A 14,661-nucleotide genomic window follows, 5' to 3' on the forward strand; every position below is an offset into this window, starting at 1 on the left:
CTCGGACCCTGTCAGTCAGTGTAGAGTATTTTTTATTATTTATACGTAATTATTGCTCATTCTGATTTTTTGAGCGCTGCGACAGCATTCAAGCTTATAGTGATTCCTTCCGCAAGGGCCGGTGTAAGTACTCTTGCTGCTGTCAGATGAGAGATGCATTCAACAAGTCTGGCGTGCTCAGTCGAAAACTTCGCTATTTCCATTAGCGGGTTCTCTAGTTCCGCTTCGGGCTCATCATATTTTTTGGGCCCCTCCCCAAAGGCTAGCCACCAGAATCGATAGCCAGTGAGCTGGGCAAACCCCTTGAGGTTGTCGAGGTTGATGTTGCCTTTACGCTTCCAGTTCAAGACTGATGTTCTGGCAACGCCCATCGTGTCTGCAATTTCACTCATAGCGAGAGGGCCACTCTCAATGGCTTCTCTGATGCGGGCGGCTCTGGCGTTGAAATCTCTCTCGTTCATGTTGCGCATATTAGCCTTTAACTACTTATCAAGTAAGAAATTAAACTTGATCGGGAATTAGTGTGACGCTACTCTTCTAAAGCTAATTGGGAGGTTGTGTATGACTGATTCTGTTCTTGAGCAGTTGGTGGAATGTCTTGGCACGAAGGTAGAGGTGGCACGGATTTGCAGTGTGCGCCCGCCGACGCTTCACAACTGGACGCGGATCCCTGCTCATCATGTTTTGACGCTTGAGGCTGCGGTAAAGGCACAGGGCGGTGACATTGATCGTTACTCCATGCGTCCGGACATTTTCGGCGAGTCTCCTGAGGCTACCAAGCAACAGTCTGTTGCGTAACTGACCAGGTGGATGGGAGGCGACCAATGAGCAAAGAAAAACCGATCTTGTTCAAAGACGACATGGTCAGGGCGATTCTGGAGGGCCGGAAGACGCAGACTCGAAGGGTAATGAAGCCGCAGCCAAGAATTGAAAGCAATGGCTGGTTTCATTGGGATGGCCACCGGCCAAACTCCGAATATGGAGCCTTCGCGACCAGTAGCCCAGAAAAGGAAACGATTAATCTTTTTGTTGGATCTGCATGCCCATACGGCCAGCCCGGTGACCGGCTGTGGGTGCGGGAGACTCATCATGTGCCAGGTGGCTATCTGGAAGCCGAGCTAATTGAAGAGATTCGCAATGGTGTCAGCTCTCCCGAAAGCCTGGGTGTCACATATCGCGCCGATGCGCCTAGCTTGAAGCCATGCGATGGCGGGTGGACGCCATCGATCCACATGCCCCGTTGGGCCAGCCGGATCACTCTGGAGATTATCGATGTGCGGGTTGAGCGGTTGCAGGATATCAGCGGAGAGGACAGCGCTTCAGAGGGCGCAACCGGTCCGATCGGTTCGCCGAGAGCCTACGGCGTGGTTACGAAGCAATTCGCCCGGGACCAGTTCATGAGGCTTTGGGAGTCGATCAACGGGCCAGACTCATGGCAGGTCAATCCCTGGGTCTGGGTGATCGAGTTTGAGCGCATTGATCGAGAGGGCGAGCATGCGATCGCAGTGGAATGATGCGGAAGACGAGGCCCTGCAGGGTCTGACGCCTGAGGCTCAGGTTGTCTACCTGCGGGGCTTTCGGCGCTACATGGACTACCGAACGGGTGTGGCTGGTGGTCCTGCCCGCAAGCTCTCTTATCGTGCCCTGGCGGAGCTGATCGCCGTGGACCCGGATTGGGGCAGCCAGCGAAAGCGGGCAGAGACGCCAACCCTTGGCCGTGTGCGCGCCCGGGTGGCGGAGCTGGAGCGGGCCGGCCTGGTGGTGAACCATGAATCCAGTCGCAGCCGGGGCCTTGTTTTTAAACTGCCGTTAGCTGACGTGGGGTCAGTCCGTCCAGAAAAGGAACAACACAAGGAACAACACAGGGAGCAACACAAGGAACCGCACAGCGGGAAAGTGGTTAACCTCCCGAAAACAAGAAAAATAGTGCCAGCAGAGCAGGGGAGGAACAACACAGGGAGCAGCACAGGGAACGACACAAGGAACAACACACATCTGTATAACTCTACTGTACTTAACTCTACTAACGCGGGTGCGCGCGAAAATGAGGCGTGGCCTGACACCTTCCAGCCCCAACAGCCAGACGAATGGGGCTCCTTCCTTGGCCGTGAAAGGCAGTGGGCCTACCACCGGGTAGCTCGCCCGAAGCTGATTGCGCTTTACCAACACTGGACGCGGCTGGGGCTCACCATTGGTGACATGCGCCAGATCATGGCCGTTGCAGAGGCCAACCTCGGTCGCATTCCGGATGGCCCGGAGTACTACAAACCTTTCTCGGAAAGCTATGCCCGTGAGCGGGACAGGCTCAATCAGGATCTTCAAAACAACCAGCAGCGAGGTGCCAATGACACAGGTGCGCCAGATCCACAGCATCGTTCAAGACGTGACGAACGATCTGCAGTCCAGCGACAACTCTCCGATCCAGACTACGCACTCGAGCACTGGTGACGGGTTTACTCAGGAGCAAAAGCGCAAAACGGTTCTGTTCTTCAACCGGCTGCAGTTGATCTACGGGCACAGGTTCACCGTGCAGTGGCCGGATGAGAAAACCATCAGGCTGGCCCGCAGGGAGTGGGCTGGCGAAGTGGATGCATTAAGCTGGGAGCAGCTTGAAACGGCTTTGCAGCGGGCCAAGGGGAAGCTGATCGAGGGAGATGGTGATTTCTACTGGCCGGATGTGGGCCGGATTCTGGGGCTGGCTCGGGACCGGAAAAGCGCTGCTCACCAGGCCTTCCAGCCAGCATTGCCTGAAGGCGACACTGTGAAACAGTCCAGGCGCAAGGCTGCACGCAAGGGCATGGCGCGGGTGTGGTCGATCCTCGGAGGTGGTCATGCTGAGTGATACCCAGCAACGGTTGACCGAGTGGGCTCGCTGGGTGCGTACCAGCGACAGTGGTTTGCGGATGGGCTACAACCGGGTGAGCCTGGTACCGGCTGGGTCTGTTGCGATGCCGGTGTGTACCGATGAGGAGGCTTTGGCCGTGGACCGGGCCATTGCCCGCCTGAGGCGGCGCGACAAGGACATGGCCGATATTCTGGTGATGGTGTACTCCTACGGGTTCAGCATGGCGCGTGTTGCCAGGGAGTCTGGTGTTGGAAGCCGGGAACGGGTGCGCTATCTGCTGGGTGCTGCTGAAGCGTGGGTAGATGCCGTGCTTCATGCAGCCTAACGCATATTGCTGATTAGTATTGTTGACATCCTGCATGCAGAAAACTACTCTCTTTCCGTAAGGTGCAGGAAGTGCATCTGAGGACTCGCAGCAAACACTCTTGATACTCCTTCAACCCGGCCTGGTGCCGGGTTTTTTTTATGGGTGCGGTATGAGTATTCCGAGCATTAAACGAATCGATGAGGCTTACAGTCGGGTCGACCTTCGGAAGGTGTTTCTCAAGATCGATGGGAGAGGATGTCCTCGAATTCCTCAAGAATCTCGCGGTCCTGAACGTCAGGTGGGATCTGCTCAAGTATCAGTGTCAGGTATTGGCCATAAGTGCGGTGCAGAGCCTGCTTCTGATCGTCGGGCAGGTGGTTCAGTAGGGAATGCATCATCCCCCTCAGAACCACTTCACGGTTCACCAGCTGCAGGTTCAAGTGGCTCAGAGAGGCCAATTCTTTTTCCAGTTTCAGTACGCGGGCTTCGAGATCGCCTGTGTTCATGGTTTCGGTCCCTTGTTGGGTGATTGTCCTGGCAGATGCGAGCTTAGCAAGTGGGCCGGTTTTATTCGAGGTAGCGGGATGATCAAGCAAGTACTTCTGGAACAGCTCCAGCGTCATGAGGGTCTCAGGCTAAAGCCATACCGTGACACGGTTGGAAAACTCACCGTTGGCTATGGCCGCAACCTGGACGATCGCGGGATCAGTGAGGACGAAGCCGGCTTCATGCTGGATAACGACATCGACCAGGTGGAACAGGAGCTGGAGCGCATGCCCCTGTACCTGAGCCTGGATCCGATCCGGCAGGTGGTTCTGGCCAATATGGCGTTCAACATGGGCGTGCCGACGTTGCTGGAGTTCCGGCGCATGTTGGGTGCCCTGGCTGAGAAGGACTGGGACAGGGCAGCTGCCGAGATGATGGACAGCAAGTGGGCCCGGCAGGTAGGTAGTCGCGCGGTGGAGCTTTCTGAACTGATGAGGCGGGGTGAGGCCCCGCAATGAGTGAGGAGATGAGCGATCGTAGAGGCTGGCACGTCGATAAGGGCATCCCCATCGCCGTGATCATTACAGTCGTCATGTTGGCTGTTTCCATTTCCCGGGATCAGTCCAAACAGGATGAACGCATTTCCCTGGTTGAAACCTCTGTTCACATGCTGCAGCAGGCCAGGCTGAACGACCAGGAGCGTGCCGAGAAGAACTTTGACGAGCTCAAGGCTGATCTCAGGGCCATGAATGCCAAGCTGGACCGGCTGATTGAGAATGAGTATGGCCGATAACCAGCATCCGAACCCGAACCAGTGGTGGTTCCATCGCAGGCTGATGGCTTACATGAGCATCATGGGCCTGTACCTGGTTGCAGGTTCCATGCTGCTGGGATCTATTCAGGCGCCCATGGTGCCGCTGGCACAGACGCTGTGTTACGTGTTCAGTGCCAATCTTCTGTACTACTACGGTGGCAACGCCGTTGAATACCTGAAGGGCAAGTCATGACGTTCAAGGTGAAGCTGCTGGTCATTGCTGTTGTGCTGGCTGGTGTTGGCCTTGGTGGCTGGACTGCACGTGGCTGGTTCGAGGATGCCAAGCGCCTGGCCATAGTTGAGGACAGGCAGGAGCTGGCCGAGCAGATCCGGGGCGATATCTCTGGCATAGCCCAGACCGTAGAGGCTCGGCTGGGTGAGCTTCGGGCCAATGAGCGCATTATCGATCGGGGAATCATTCGTGAGATCCAGAAGCCTATCTACCAGCGTGTTTGTGCTGAGCCTGATGTTGTCCGCCTGCTCAACGCAGCCCTCCGGGGTGAGTCTGTCCCCGGACCAGCAGAACCTTCTGTTGAAGTGCCCGGCGGTACCAGCCCAGCTGGGGAACGGTAAGGGGCAGGAGATGGTGCTGGTGATCAAGGAGGTTGCATCCATCTATCACAGTTGCGCTACCAGGCATAACGGCTTGGTGGATGCACTCGAGGAGTAGTTCAGTGCCACAAGCGATACCAAGGCCATGCCGTACCGGTACCTGTTCCAACGTGACTACCAACCGGAATGGTTACTGTGAAGAGCACCAGGCCAAGGCTAGTGGCTGGCTGAATCAGGATCGTGGCAGCAGTTCCCAGCGTGGCTATGGTGGCAGGTGGAAGCGTATACGTGTGCGCATCATGCGCAGGGATAAGGCCCTGTGCCAGCCCTGCAAGGCAGAGGGTAAGGTGATGCCTGCCGTGGCAGTTGACCACATCGTACCGAAGGCTGAGGGCGGTACCGATGCTGATGAAAACCTTCAGGCAATTTGCAAGCTTTGTCACAAACTGAAAACCGAGGAAGAGTCCCGGCGGGCCCGGGGGCGGGGTCAAAACTTTCAGGCGTGAGTACCGTCGACCGCTCACCGTCCGTGATTTTTTTCGATGGCAAAATTGAGGTAGGGGGGGTATCCGAAAGGGTGCCCCTTTTTTTATGACTGCAGGACGTAGACCAAAGCCAGCACAGCTCAAAGTCCTGGAAGGGAACTTCAGAAAAGACAGGGACAATCACGGCTCGAACGAGCAACGGCCGATCGGTCTGCCGGATTGCCCGACTTGGTTGCCGCGTTCTGCGAAGAAGTACTGGAACCAGGTGGGGCCACAGCTGGAGAAGGCTGGCCTGATCTCCCTGCTGGACCAGGCGGCGTTCGCCGCTCACTGCGATTCCTACGGCAAGTTCGAAGAGATCACCAAGAAGCTGAAGCGCCTGGAAGACATGATCGACTACACGCCGCAGAACTATGCGGTGCAGTCGGTGTACTTCCAGATCCGGAACAAGCTTTGGGATCAGGTGATGAAGAGCGCGAACGAGTTCGGGCTCACGCCGGCGGGTGCTGGCAAGGTCAAGGCGCCGCCACAGGGGCAGCTGGATCTCGGCGGCTTTGAGGATATCTGATGGCGAGGGATTACGTCGCCATTGCTCTGGAGTATGCCAACGCGGTGGTGAGTGGTGAGCTCCCGGCCTGTAAGTGGGTGCAGCTTGCGTGCCATCGCCAGCTGCGAGATCTGGACCGGGAAGGGACGGCGGATTTTCCTTACTGGTGGGAGCCGGCGCTGGCGAACCGGGTTTGCCAGTTCATCGAGCTGCTGCCACACGTCAAAGGGGAGTGGGCCCGAGAGCGTAAACGGCTGGAGCTTCAGCCCTGGCAGATCTTCCGCCTGACCACCGTGTTTGGCTGGATCAACGAGGACGGGTACCGGCGATTCAAGACGGCCTACAACGAGATGCCTCGAAAGCAGGGCAAGTCATCCGAGACTTCAGGCGTTGGCCTGTATCTGCTTACCGCTGACGGTGAGCCGGGCGCCGAGGTCTACAGCGCTGCCACCACGCGGGACCAGGCACAGATCACCTGGAAAGACGCCAAGCAGATGGTCGATCGCACGCCGGGACTGCAGGCTCGGTTCGGTGTGGCGACCAGCTCGCACACGGTTTTCGTTGAACACACCAACAGCGTGTTCCGGTCACTTAGTCGGGACCAGGGCGGCAACCACGACGGTTTGAACGTCCACGGCGGCCTGATCGATGAGCTCCACGCTCACAAGACGCGGGAGATCTTCGACGTTATCGAGACCGGTACCGGCGCCCGGAAGCAGCCGCTGCTGTGGTTGATCACCACGGCTGGCTTCAACCGGGCCGGGATCTGCTATGAGCAACGCGCATATGTGACCAAGATCCTGGAGGGCGTCGTCCAGGATGAGAGTTACTTCGGGATCATCTACACGATCGACGATGACGACGACTGGACAGATCCGTCGAGCTGGGCCAAGGCGAACCCGAACTGGAATGTTTCGGTGAACCCTGAGGACATCGAGCGGAAGGCGCGCAAGGCCATGACCATGGCGGCGGCCACTAACAACTTTCTGACCAAGCATCTGAACGTTTGGGTGAACGCTGACACGGCCTGGATGGATCTGCAGGCGTGGGACAAGTGCGGCAACCCGGAGAGGACGCTCGACCAGTATCAGGGCCGCAAGTGCTGGATCGGGCTGGACCTGGCCAGCAAGATCGATGTCGCAGCGCTGGTTCTGCTGTTTGAGGACGATGATGGCTGGTCTGTTTTCGGGCGCTATTACATCCCGGAGGACGCGGCGGACGAAGGCCGCAATCAGCACTATGCCGGCTGGGCCCGACAAGGTCTGGTTACGCTGACGCCGGGGTGTGTCACTGATTTCGCGTTCATTGAAGAGGATCTACGGGAGTTCGCCAGCCGCTTCGACATTCAGGATGTTGCCTTCGATCCCTGGCAGGCGACCTACCTGGCAACGCGAATGCAGGAGGAAGGGTTGCCCATGGTGGAGTACCGGCAAACGGTGGCCAACATGAGCGAACCGATGAAGACCTTGGAGGCGCTGACGCTAGACGGCAAGCTCCGCCACAACGGCGATCCGGTGCTGACCTGGATGATGTCCAACGTGGTGGCACACCTGGATGCCAAGGACAACATCTATCCACGCAAAGAGTTTCCTGAAAACAAGATTGATGCGGTTGTGGCTCTGATCATGGCTCTCGGGCGGGCGATCCGCGCGGAGGGCGATCAGATGCAGCCGTCCATTTACGACACTTCGGACGTGACATGCTGATATCTATCCTGACGTTTCTCGTTGGCCTGGCGGGTGCTCTGCTGTTGGCCTTTGGTTCCTGGCTGGTGTTCCCGCCGGCCGGCTACATCGTTGGCGGGTTGCTTTGCCTGGTCTGGTCGTTCATGAGCGCGCGGGCCCTGGCTGTTCGCGATTTCCAGGCTAATCGCCAGCAGCGAGGTGACAGCTGATGTTTCTCTCCAGCTTCTTTCAATCCAGCTCGACCAGTAGCCGGAGTCCGGGCGGTGACTGGAGCAATTGGGTCAGCTCCATGTCTGGCCGCAACAGCGCTGCCGGCGCGATGGTCAACAAGGATACGGCGCTGGCTCTGACGGCTTTGCGTGGCTGCGTGACCCTGCTGGCAGAGTCTGTCGCACAACTTCCGTGCGAGCTGTACCGACGCACTGGCGACGGTAATCGGGAGCGGGCGACAGATCATCCGCTCTACGATGTCATCCACTCACAGCCGAATCGAAAGGACACCGCTTTCGAGTATTACGAACAGGCACAGGGTGCACTGGGTCTGGATGGCAACCACATCGCCCTGATTGATCGTGATGGTGCGGGCTATGTGCGGGAGCTGATCCCGATCAGTAATACCAAAGTGCGAGTGCTCAAAGGCAACGATGGCATGCCGTACTACCACCTGATCGACCAGAACGAAATCCTGCCATCCCGGATGGTGCACCACGTAAAGGGGTTCTCCCTGGATGGTTTCGTTGGTGTGTCTCCGATCGAGACCAATGCAGACGCCATCGGACTGGCGATCGCCACGGAAGAGCATGCCTCTGCCGTTTTCTCTCGCGGTACCACGATGTCAGGGGTGATTGAGCGGCCACGGGAAGCGGCGCCGATTACGGACCAGGCGAAGCTGGACCGGCTGCTGGGCAAGTTCGCGGAGCGCCACAGCGGCATTCGCAATATGTTCAGCGTGGCGATGCTTCAGGAGGGGATGACTTATAAACAGCTGGCCATGGACAACGAGAAGGCCCAGCTGCTGGAGAGCCGGAAGCATTCCTCTGTGACCATCTGCCAGATGTATAAAGTTCCGCCGCACATGATCCAGATGATGGACCGGGCGACGTTCAACAACATCGAGCACATGGGGCTGCAGTTCGTGATCTATACGTTGCTGCCCTGGATCAAGCGGCACGAGGCCGCGATGATGCGGGATCTGCTTCTGCCCTCTGAGCGCGCCAACCTCTACATCGAGTTCAACGTGAGCGGGCTGCTGCGTGGGGATCAGAAGTCTCGCTATGAAGCCTACGCGATCGGCCGGAACTGGGGCTGGCTCTCTGCCAACGACGTGCGCCGGCTTGAGAACATGCCGCCGATTCAGGGCGGTGATCGCTATCTCTCTCCGCTGAATATGGCTGAGCCTGGCAATTCTGCCAGCGCGCTGAACGCCACTCCCGACCAAATGAAAGAGATTGAGGACATTCTATGCCGCGCCTGATCAATTATCCGCATGTAGCGTCCATGGTATTTGGCGTGCCGCTGTTCGCCACGCCGGCACTGGTAACCGCTGTGAAATCCGTTCTTGAGCCTCGTCTCCTTGGTAAGGACACCGGCTCCGTTGAGTCCATGGCACCGCTGGCGCTGATGGATGAGGAGCAGCGGGCAGCTCAGCCGGAGCGATCCGCGAACCAGTTGGCTGTGATTCCGGTTCACGGAATTCTGGTACCGCGCCGGGGTGAGATCACCGAAAGCTGTGAAGAGCTGGTTTCCTATGAGCTTTTGCGATCGCAGATTGAATCGGTGCGGCATAACGACCAGGTGGCGGAAATTATCCTGGATTTCCACACCGGCGGTGGCTCCGCGCTCGGATGCAAGGAAGCGGCTGATTACATCCGCATGGTGTCTGCTGAAAAGCCAATCACAGCGCTGATCAACTTCGCGGCCTGCTCGGCAGGGTATTTCCTGGCCTCTGCTTGCTCACGGATCGTCGCCAGCCCTACGTCAATGGTTGGGTCCATCGGCGTAATTATCGAAACCTACGATGTGAGCCGTGCCGAAGAAGCTGCCGGCATCAAGTTCAACACCTTCTTTCGGGGAGGGCACAAGAACGATGCCTCACCCCATGAGCCCATTACAGACCAGGCCACCCTGGAGATCGGGCGTCGGCTGGACGCGGCCTACGAAATGTTTACCACGTCGGTTGCGGAGTATCGCGGCCTGGACGTGGAAGCGGTGGTGGCTACCGAGGCAAAGGTCTTTTCCGCGAAAGAGGCGCTCAGCCTGAAATTGATCGACGAGATCGCGCCCGCTCAGGACGCGGTGAATGCCATTGCAGCAAGCTACCGGCAAACCGAACAGGGCGGGAGCCGGCGAATCTCCGCGCAAGCTCATGCCCTGAATACCCAATGCCAGCTCTAGCCACGCGGCGGAGCAGCTAACCGGGCGGCCAATTGGCCGCCTTTTTTATACCTGAAAGAAAGAGGAAAGCGACATGGATCCGATCGAAGAACTCCGCCGCAAGAGAGCGGAAGTAAACCAGAAAGTCCAGGCTCTGGCAGCTGCTGAACAGGAAAGCGGGGAGCTGACTGCTGAGCAGCTGGCAGAATTCGACTCACTGAAGGCAGAGTTTGATCAGCTGTCCCAGCGGATGGAGCGCGCTGAACAGGTCGAGCGCATGCAGGCCGCTGCAGCCCAGCCGGTTCGTCCTTCTGCCAACAACGCCCCTGCAGTTCACATCAAGCCTGAGCTCAAGCAGTACCCGGGCGCCAGCGCTGCACGGATGGTGATGTCGATCGCAGCCGGTGGCGGCAACCTCACGGATGCGGTGAAGTTCGCCCGTAACGAGATCGGTGATATGGACGTTGCCATGGCCATGGAAACCGGTGGTGGATCCGGTGGCGCCCTGGTGCCCGACAACATGCACGATGAGGTTATCGAACTGTTGCGTCCACGTACTGTGGTTCGCCAGCTGGGTGCCCGGAATGTACCGCTGCCGAATGGCAACCTGTCCATGCCGCGCATGAGCTCTGGCGCTACCGCCGGCTATGTGGGTGAGGGCAATGATGTTCTGGCAAGCGAGGGCAGCACCGATGACGTGAACCTGTCTGCAAAGACCATGATCACGCTGGTGCCGATGTCCAACCAGCTGATCGGTCGAGCGGGCTTCCGGATCGAGCAGATCGTCCTGAACGACATGATCAACGCCATGGCGGTTCGTGAAGACAAGGCCTTCCTCCGGGATGACGGCACCAGCAACACGCCTAAAGGCTTTAAAGCTACTGCCACTGATGCCAGCCGAACCGTTCCCTGGTCTGGTACCGCTGATCTGGCCACGATCGATGCCTACCTCGACAGCCTGATCCTGCAGCTGATGAACAGTGACAGCCTGCTTATTCAGCCCGGCTGGGCTCTGTCTCCGCGCAGCTATATGAAGCTGTTTGGCCTGCGGGATGGCAATGGCAACAAGGTCTATCCGGAGCTTGCCCAGGGCATGCTGAAGGGCTACCCGATTCAGCACACCACCACCATCCCGACCAACCTTGGCGCCGGTACCAATGAGTCCGAGATTTATTTCGCGGACTGGAACGACGTGGTGATCGGTGAGCAGGAGAACATGAAGGTCGATTTCTCCCGCGAGGCTACCTACAAGGACTCCGGCGGCAACCTGGTGTCTGCGTTTTCCCGTAACCAGTCCGTGGTTCGTGTGGTGGCTGAGCACGATATCGGCTTCCGCCACCTGGAAGGTCTGGTTCTGGGTACCGCAGTTACCTGGTAATCCCATGGCGGCGTACTGCCGCCATTCATTTTTTCTCATCAGGAGTATGAGTCATGGCTGAACCAACGAAGAAAGACGAGGCCGCAAAGGATCAGGCTGCACCAAAAGCCGACAAGGTTGTTATTACCTTCACCAAGCCGTGGAGCCGCTACAGCCGGGGCGATGTGGCCGGCTTCAGTGCGGATGAGGCGGAGCGCCTGGTCAAGGGCAAGGTGGCTGTGAAGGGCACCAAGCTGCCGGCAAGCAAAGCCGATCAGGAACCTGAACCGAAAGCCTAACGGAATGCCGGCTACGGCCGGCTGAGGAACTGTCCGCATGATCACTGTTGAAGAGGCCAAGGCGCACTGCCGGATCGAGCACGATGCCGAGGACGGTCTGGTTTCGTCCCTGATCGCTGCTGCCTTCCGGCAGATCGAAAACCGGACTGGCCAAGCCTTCGAAAAGGTTGACGGTGCAGAGATGGTTCTCGATGCGCTGCCCTCAGGCACTGGCGGAATTGAGTTGAAGTGGACTCCCGTTCGCGCTGTGAACCAGGTGGTGTATCTGGATCCGCTGGGTGGGGAGCAGACCCTGTCGGCTGGCGATCTTTCTCTGGATGGGCGCGGGGTGTACCCCGTGCTCTATCCAGCGGCTGAATGGCCCGCGAGTAAATCGCAACGGGCCTCCGTGAAGGTAACCGCCGATATCGGGCACGCAGAGCTGCCTGCTGATGTGCGGGCAGCTGCTTTGCTGATCGTTGGGCACCTGTATGAGAACCGGGAAGCCGTTGTGATCGGCACGATCGCTACGGATCTGCCCATGGGAGTTGAGCTTCTGCTCGCTCCCTACGTCATCCACAGGATGGGTTGATATGCAGGCTGGGAAACTGAAAGACCGCGTAACGCTTTACGGGGCCCGGACAGGAGAAAATGAGCCTTCCTGGCCTGTTGTCGGCACTGCATGGGCAGGGTTCCAGGAGCCTCGCAGTGTTGGCCGTGCCGAACCGAGTGGCATTCGCGCGGTAGACAGCACCTTCGTTCGCATGCGCTACCGCCCGGATGTAGAGCAGGGACAGCTGATTCAGCGTGGTGCCGACTGGTACATCATCGAATCTGTTGAGCCTGGCCAGAGCCGCAGTGAGCTTGCGATTTCTGCCAGGAGGATCATTGGCCACGCCGCACAGTATCGCCAGAAGAGTGAGGTTGTGGATGTTCCGGTGCTGGCGTTTCTCACGCGCGAAAACATATACGTTGGGCCGATGAATGAGCCCCGGTACCAGATCGAGCTTTTCCAGCCTCAGTTGCCCTACCCATGGGGCCGGCGTGGCGATCAGATCACAACCAGAGGCGTGACCTACGTTGTTGACGGTGTTGTCGAGGGAAGCGACGACGGTGTGACTTTGCGGGTTATGGGAACAGTCTGATGGCTCGTCGGCAGCCCGCCATCCAGTTGGACGGTCTGGAGTCGGTACTGGAGAGCCTGGAGGATCAGCCCCAGGCAATCCGGAGGGCGTCACGCGCTGCAATCAACGATCAGGGGCGGGAGAGCAAGCGCGAACTTGCGGAGATCATCTCGCGGGACGGCATCTCCAGAGCAAAGGCAGGTGGCCAGATTGGTCTCCGTCGGGCGACGAATAAACAGCCTATCGCAGTATTGGCTCCAACCAGTCGTCGAATCCCTTTCAGATATTGGAAAACGACCACGCGAACGACTGACAGCACCGGCACCCGGGCCAGTGTCTGGATTCGCAAGGGCGGTCAGCTCATGCGGGTATGGGGCTTTGTAAACCCGAAGGCAAAGAAGCGCACCATCCTGACTCGCCATCGGAAGGCTGGAGAGGATCGGATCCAGCCAGCAGCTGGCCACAGCATCAAGTTGCACTTCCAGGCTGCAGCCGATGACCGGTTCCGGAAATCTGTGGGCGAGAGCCTGAGCGACAAATTCATCCGACGTTACAACGAGCAGCTGAAAAAATGAGCGCGAAAGCAACGCAAGTGGTGGACGTGCTGATCGCACGCCTCAACGAAATCAGCACCGAGAAAGGCTTTTTCACGGACGTTCCGGGGGACGTTATGGATGATGACCCGGCCTTGTATTTCGATGAGCACACGGCTTTGCCCTGCATCGGTATCCGGAATCTCACCGACCGCCTGGCAACCCAGTCCCGTGGCGCGACCAACCAGACCCGCACGGTAGAAATTGTGGCTTATTTGGAGCGGAGCCCTGGTGTCAGGGGCCGTCAGGATGAGTTGCTGCAAGACATCTACCGAACCCTGTTCAGGCCAGAGAGCATCAAGTTCAACGGCCTGGCTGTCGAGATCGAAGCCGGCGAGGCTCAGCTCGACGATGTTGAACTCGGCACAAAGATCATCCCGATCTACCTGCCGATCACCCTGACGTACAACACCCTGAACTGGAGATAACCCATGGACTACAAAGACACAGGCCTGATATTCGCCGGCAATATCTATATGGCTCCCATTGTGGATGGATTGGCCACTGACTTTGCCGGGCCGATCAACGTATCCCGGCTGGAGATGACGCCGCCTCAGCCGGAATCTGTTGACCGGACCAGCTTCCAGCGTGACACCTATGGTCAGGTGCTCGACTCTGTGAACCTTCCGGGCGAAGCGCCGCGCATGGCGATGGACTTTGACTCGTTGCCATCCGGGCTTTTGGCTGACGCCCTGGCTGGTACCAGTGAGGCCTACACCTCTTCAGTCCAAAGCGTGACTGGTGAGGCGGTTACCCTGGCTGAGGGGGTATGGCAAAAGCTGCCTTACCCGAACGTGGACGTTTCAACCATTACCGTCACGCTGGAATCAGACGGCACTACTGTTCTGACTCGTGGCACAGACTATGAGGTTGAGTCTGCCAGTGGTCTGATCCGTGCACTGAGTGCCAATGGTGCGGCCGCAGTCACGATCGATTTCGACACCGTGGAAACCTCTGGCCAGAAGATCCGTGGTGCGACCGAGATCTCCAAAAAGCGTCAGATCATCATGGACGGCAAGAATCTGGTGACTGGCAAGAACGCCGTGGTGACCATCTTCAGCGCTTCCTTCAGTGCCACACAGGCGCTTGATCTGATGGCTCGGGAATTCATCACCGGCACCCTGGAAGGAACCATGACCACGCCGGAAGGCAAGGGAAGCCCCTACGAAATCCTGATGCAGGAATAACCTGCACTGGCCAACCGGGCGGTACCTC

24 protein-coding genes are annotated in these 14,661 nt (G+C 58.2%); 22 read left to right on the forward strand and 2 right to left on the reverse strand.

Annotation, left to right across the window (positions count from 1 at the left end; translation table 11 throughout):
* Positions 1-56: 56 nt before the first annotated feature.
* Complete coding sequence (locus KEHDKFFH_RS02370) at positions 57-461, reverse strand: helix-turn-helix domain-containing protein (protein WP_158253177.1); 405 nt, start codon at positions 459-461, stop codon at positions 57-59.
* 100 nt (positions 462-561) lie between these two features.
* On the opposite strand from KEHDKFFH_RS02370, the gene KEHDKFFH_RS02375 reads away from it, so the two are divergent.
* From KEHDKFFH_RS02375 to KEHDKFFH_RS02395, 5 genes are read left to right on the forward strand one after another with little or no spacing between them, the layout of a single operon-like run.
* Entirely contained in the window at positions 562-798 is a 237-nt protein-coding gene (locus tag KEHDKFFH_RS02375; protein ID WP_104320423.1) for a YdaS family helix-turn-helix protein, read from the forward strand.
* Positions 799-824: 26 nt separating this feature from the next.
* Positions 825-1,514, forward strand: a complete 690-nt coding sequence (locus KEHDKFFH_RS02380; RefSeq protein WP_104320424.1) for a hypothetical protein — start codon at positions 825-827, stop codon at positions 1,512-1,514.
* Entirely contained in the window at positions 1,495-2,448 is a 954-nt protein-coding gene (locus KEHDKFFH_RS02385) for a hypothetical protein (protein ID WP_104320425.1), read from the forward strand. Before KEHDKFFH_RS02380 ends, KEHDKFFH_RS02385 begins: the two co-directional genes overlap by 20 nt.
* Positions 2,384-2,842, forward strand: coding sequence for a hypothetical protein (locus tag KEHDKFFH_RS02390; protein WP_104320426.1), 459 nt, complete (start codon positions 2,384-2,386; stop codon positions 2,840-2,842). The genes KEHDKFFH_RS02385 and KEHDKFFH_RS02390 overlap by 65 nt, the downstream gene beginning before the upstream one ends.
* On the forward strand, positions 2,832-3,170 hold the full coding sequence (locus KEHDKFFH_RS02395; RefSeq protein WP_104320427.1) for an antiterminator Q family protein: 339 nt from the start codon (positions 2,832-2,834) through the stop codon (positions 3,168-3,170). The genes KEHDKFFH_RS02390 and KEHDKFFH_RS02395 overlap by 11 nt, the downstream gene beginning before the upstream one ends.
* A gap of 218 nt (positions 3,171-3,388) precedes the next feature.
* Here the strand turns inward: KEHDKFFH_RS02395 and KEHDKFFH_RS02400 are convergent, their stop codons facing one another.
* Positions 3,389-3,658: a hypothetical protein gene (locus tag KEHDKFFH_RS02400; RefSeq protein WP_104320428.1), complete on the reverse strand. Its 270-nt coding sequence runs from the start codon at positions 3,656-3,658 to the stop codon at positions 3,389-3,391.
* A 78-nt stretch (positions 3,659-3,736) separates the two neighbouring features.
* Here KEHDKFFH_RS02400 and KEHDKFFH_RS02405 point away from each other — a divergent pair, with 78 nt between their 5' ends.
* The 17 genes from KEHDKFFH_RS02405 to KEHDKFFH_RS02485 all read left to right on the forward strand — a co-directional run bounded on the left by KEHDKFFH_RS02405 (position 3,737) and on the right by KEHDKFFH_RS02485 (position 14,633).
* A complete protein-coding gene (locus tag KEHDKFFH_RS02405; RefSeq protein WP_104320429.1) occupies positions 3,737-4,156 on the forward strand; it encodes a glycoside hydrolase family protein in 420 nt (139 codons plus the stop codon).
* A gap of 8 nt (positions 4,157-4,164) precedes the next feature.
* Entirely contained in the window at positions 4,165-4,431 is a 267-nt protein-coding gene (locus KEHDKFFH_RS02410) for a hypothetical protein (protein WP_104320430.1), read from the forward strand.
* On the forward strand, positions 4,421-4,645 hold the full coding sequence (locus KEHDKFFH_RS02415) for a hypothetical protein (protein ID WP_104320431.1): 225 nt from the start codon (positions 4,421-4,423) through the stop codon (positions 4,643-4,645). The genes KEHDKFFH_RS02410 and KEHDKFFH_RS02415 overlap by 11 nt, the downstream gene beginning before the upstream one ends.
* The gene (locus KEHDKFFH_RS02420; RefSeq protein WP_104320432.1) at positions 4,642-5,025 is read left to right on the forward strand and encodes a hypothetical protein; all 384 of its coding nucleotides are present in this window, start codon (positions 4,642-4,644) and stop codon (positions 5,023-5,025) included. Before KEHDKFFH_RS02415 ends, KEHDKFFH_RS02420 begins: the two co-directional genes overlap by 4 nt.
* Positions 5,026-5,126: 101 nt before the next feature.
* Positions 5,127-5,510, forward strand: a complete 384-nt coding sequence (locus tag KEHDKFFH_RS02425; RefSeq protein ID WP_104320433.1) for an HNH endonuclease — start codon at positions 5,127-5,129, stop codon at positions 5,508-5,510.
* A gap of 85 nt (positions 5,511-5,595) precedes the next feature.
* A complete protein-coding gene (locus KEHDKFFH_RS02430) occupies positions 5,596-6,057 on the forward strand; it encodes a P27 family phage terminase small subunit (RefSeq protein ID WP_104320434.1) in 462 nt (153 codons plus the stop codon).
* Positions 6,057-7,742, forward strand: a complete 1,686-nt coding sequence (locus KEHDKFFH_RS02435) for a terminase large subunit (RefSeq protein WP_104320435.1) — start codon at positions 6,057-6,059, stop codon at positions 7,740-7,742. The genes KEHDKFFH_RS02430 and KEHDKFFH_RS02435 overlap by 1 nt, the downstream gene beginning before the upstream one ends.
* Entirely contained in the window at positions 7,736-7,930 is a 195-nt protein-coding gene (locus KEHDKFFH_RS02440; protein WP_104320436.1) for a hypothetical protein, read from the forward strand. The genes KEHDKFFH_RS02435 and KEHDKFFH_RS02440 overlap by 7 nt, the downstream gene beginning before the upstream one ends.
* 80 nt (positions 7,931-8,010) lie before the next feature.
* Positions 8,011-9,195 (forward strand): phage portal protein, encoded by a 1,185-nt coding sequence (locus KEHDKFFH_RS02445; protein ID WP_241956409.1) that lies wholly within the window; start codon positions 8,011-8,013, stop codon positions 9,193-9,195.
* A complete protein-coding gene (locus KEHDKFFH_RS02450) occupies positions 9,183-10,115 on the forward strand; it encodes a S49 family peptidase (protein ID WP_104320438.1) in 933 nt (310 codons plus the stop codon). Before KEHDKFFH_RS02445 ends, KEHDKFFH_RS02450 begins: the two co-directional genes overlap by 13 nt.
* Positions 10,116-10,188: 73 nt before the next feature.
* Complete coding sequence (locus KEHDKFFH_RS02455) at positions 10,189-11,472, forward strand: phage major capsid protein (RefSeq protein WP_104320439.1); 1,284 nt, start codon at positions 10,189-10,191, stop codon at positions 11,470-11,472.
* 53 nt (positions 11,473-11,525) lie between these two features.
* On the forward strand, positions 11,526-11,750 hold the full coding sequence (locus KEHDKFFH_RS02460; protein ID WP_104320440.1) for a hypothetical protein: 225 nt from the start codon (positions 11,526-11,528) through the stop codon (positions 11,748-11,750).
* A 37-nt stretch (positions 11,751-11,787) separates the two neighbouring features.
* On the forward strand, positions 11,788-12,321 hold the full coding sequence (locus tag KEHDKFFH_RS02465; protein WP_104320441.1) for a head-tail connector protein: 534 nt from the start codon (positions 11,788-11,790) through the stop codon (positions 12,319-12,321).
* A gap of 1 nt (position 12,322) precedes the next feature.
* Complete coding sequence (locus KEHDKFFH_RS02470) at positions 12,323-12,874, forward strand: phage head completion protein (RefSeq protein ID WP_104320442.1); 552 nt, start codon at positions 12,323-12,325, stop codon at positions 12,872-12,874.
* On the forward strand, positions 12,874-13,428 hold the full coding sequence (locus tag KEHDKFFH_RS02475; RefSeq protein ID WP_104320443.1) for a hypothetical protein: 555 nt from the start codon (positions 12,874-12,876) through the stop codon (positions 13,426-13,428). Before KEHDKFFH_RS02470 ends, KEHDKFFH_RS02475 begins: the two co-directional genes overlap by 1 nt.
* Positions 13,425-13,874, forward strand: a complete 450-nt coding sequence (locus tag KEHDKFFH_RS02480; RefSeq protein ID WP_104320444.1) for a hypothetical protein — start codon at positions 13,425-13,427, stop codon at positions 13,872-13,874. The genes KEHDKFFH_RS02475 and KEHDKFFH_RS02480 overlap by 4 nt, the downstream gene beginning before the upstream one ends.
* Positions 13,875-13,877: 3 nt before the next feature.
* Entirely contained in the window at positions 13,878-14,633 is a 756-nt protein-coding gene (locus KEHDKFFH_RS02485; RefSeq protein ID WP_104320445.1) for a phage tail tube protein, read from the forward strand.
* Positions 14,634-14,661 lie beyond the last annotated feature (28 nt).

The organism is Marinobacter maroccanus (genome assembly GCF_002933275.1).
In the GTDB taxonomy this organism is placed as follows: domain Bacteria; phylum Pseudomonadota; class Gammaproteobacteria; order Pseudomonadales; family Oleiphilaceae; genus Marinobacter; species Marinobacter maroccanus.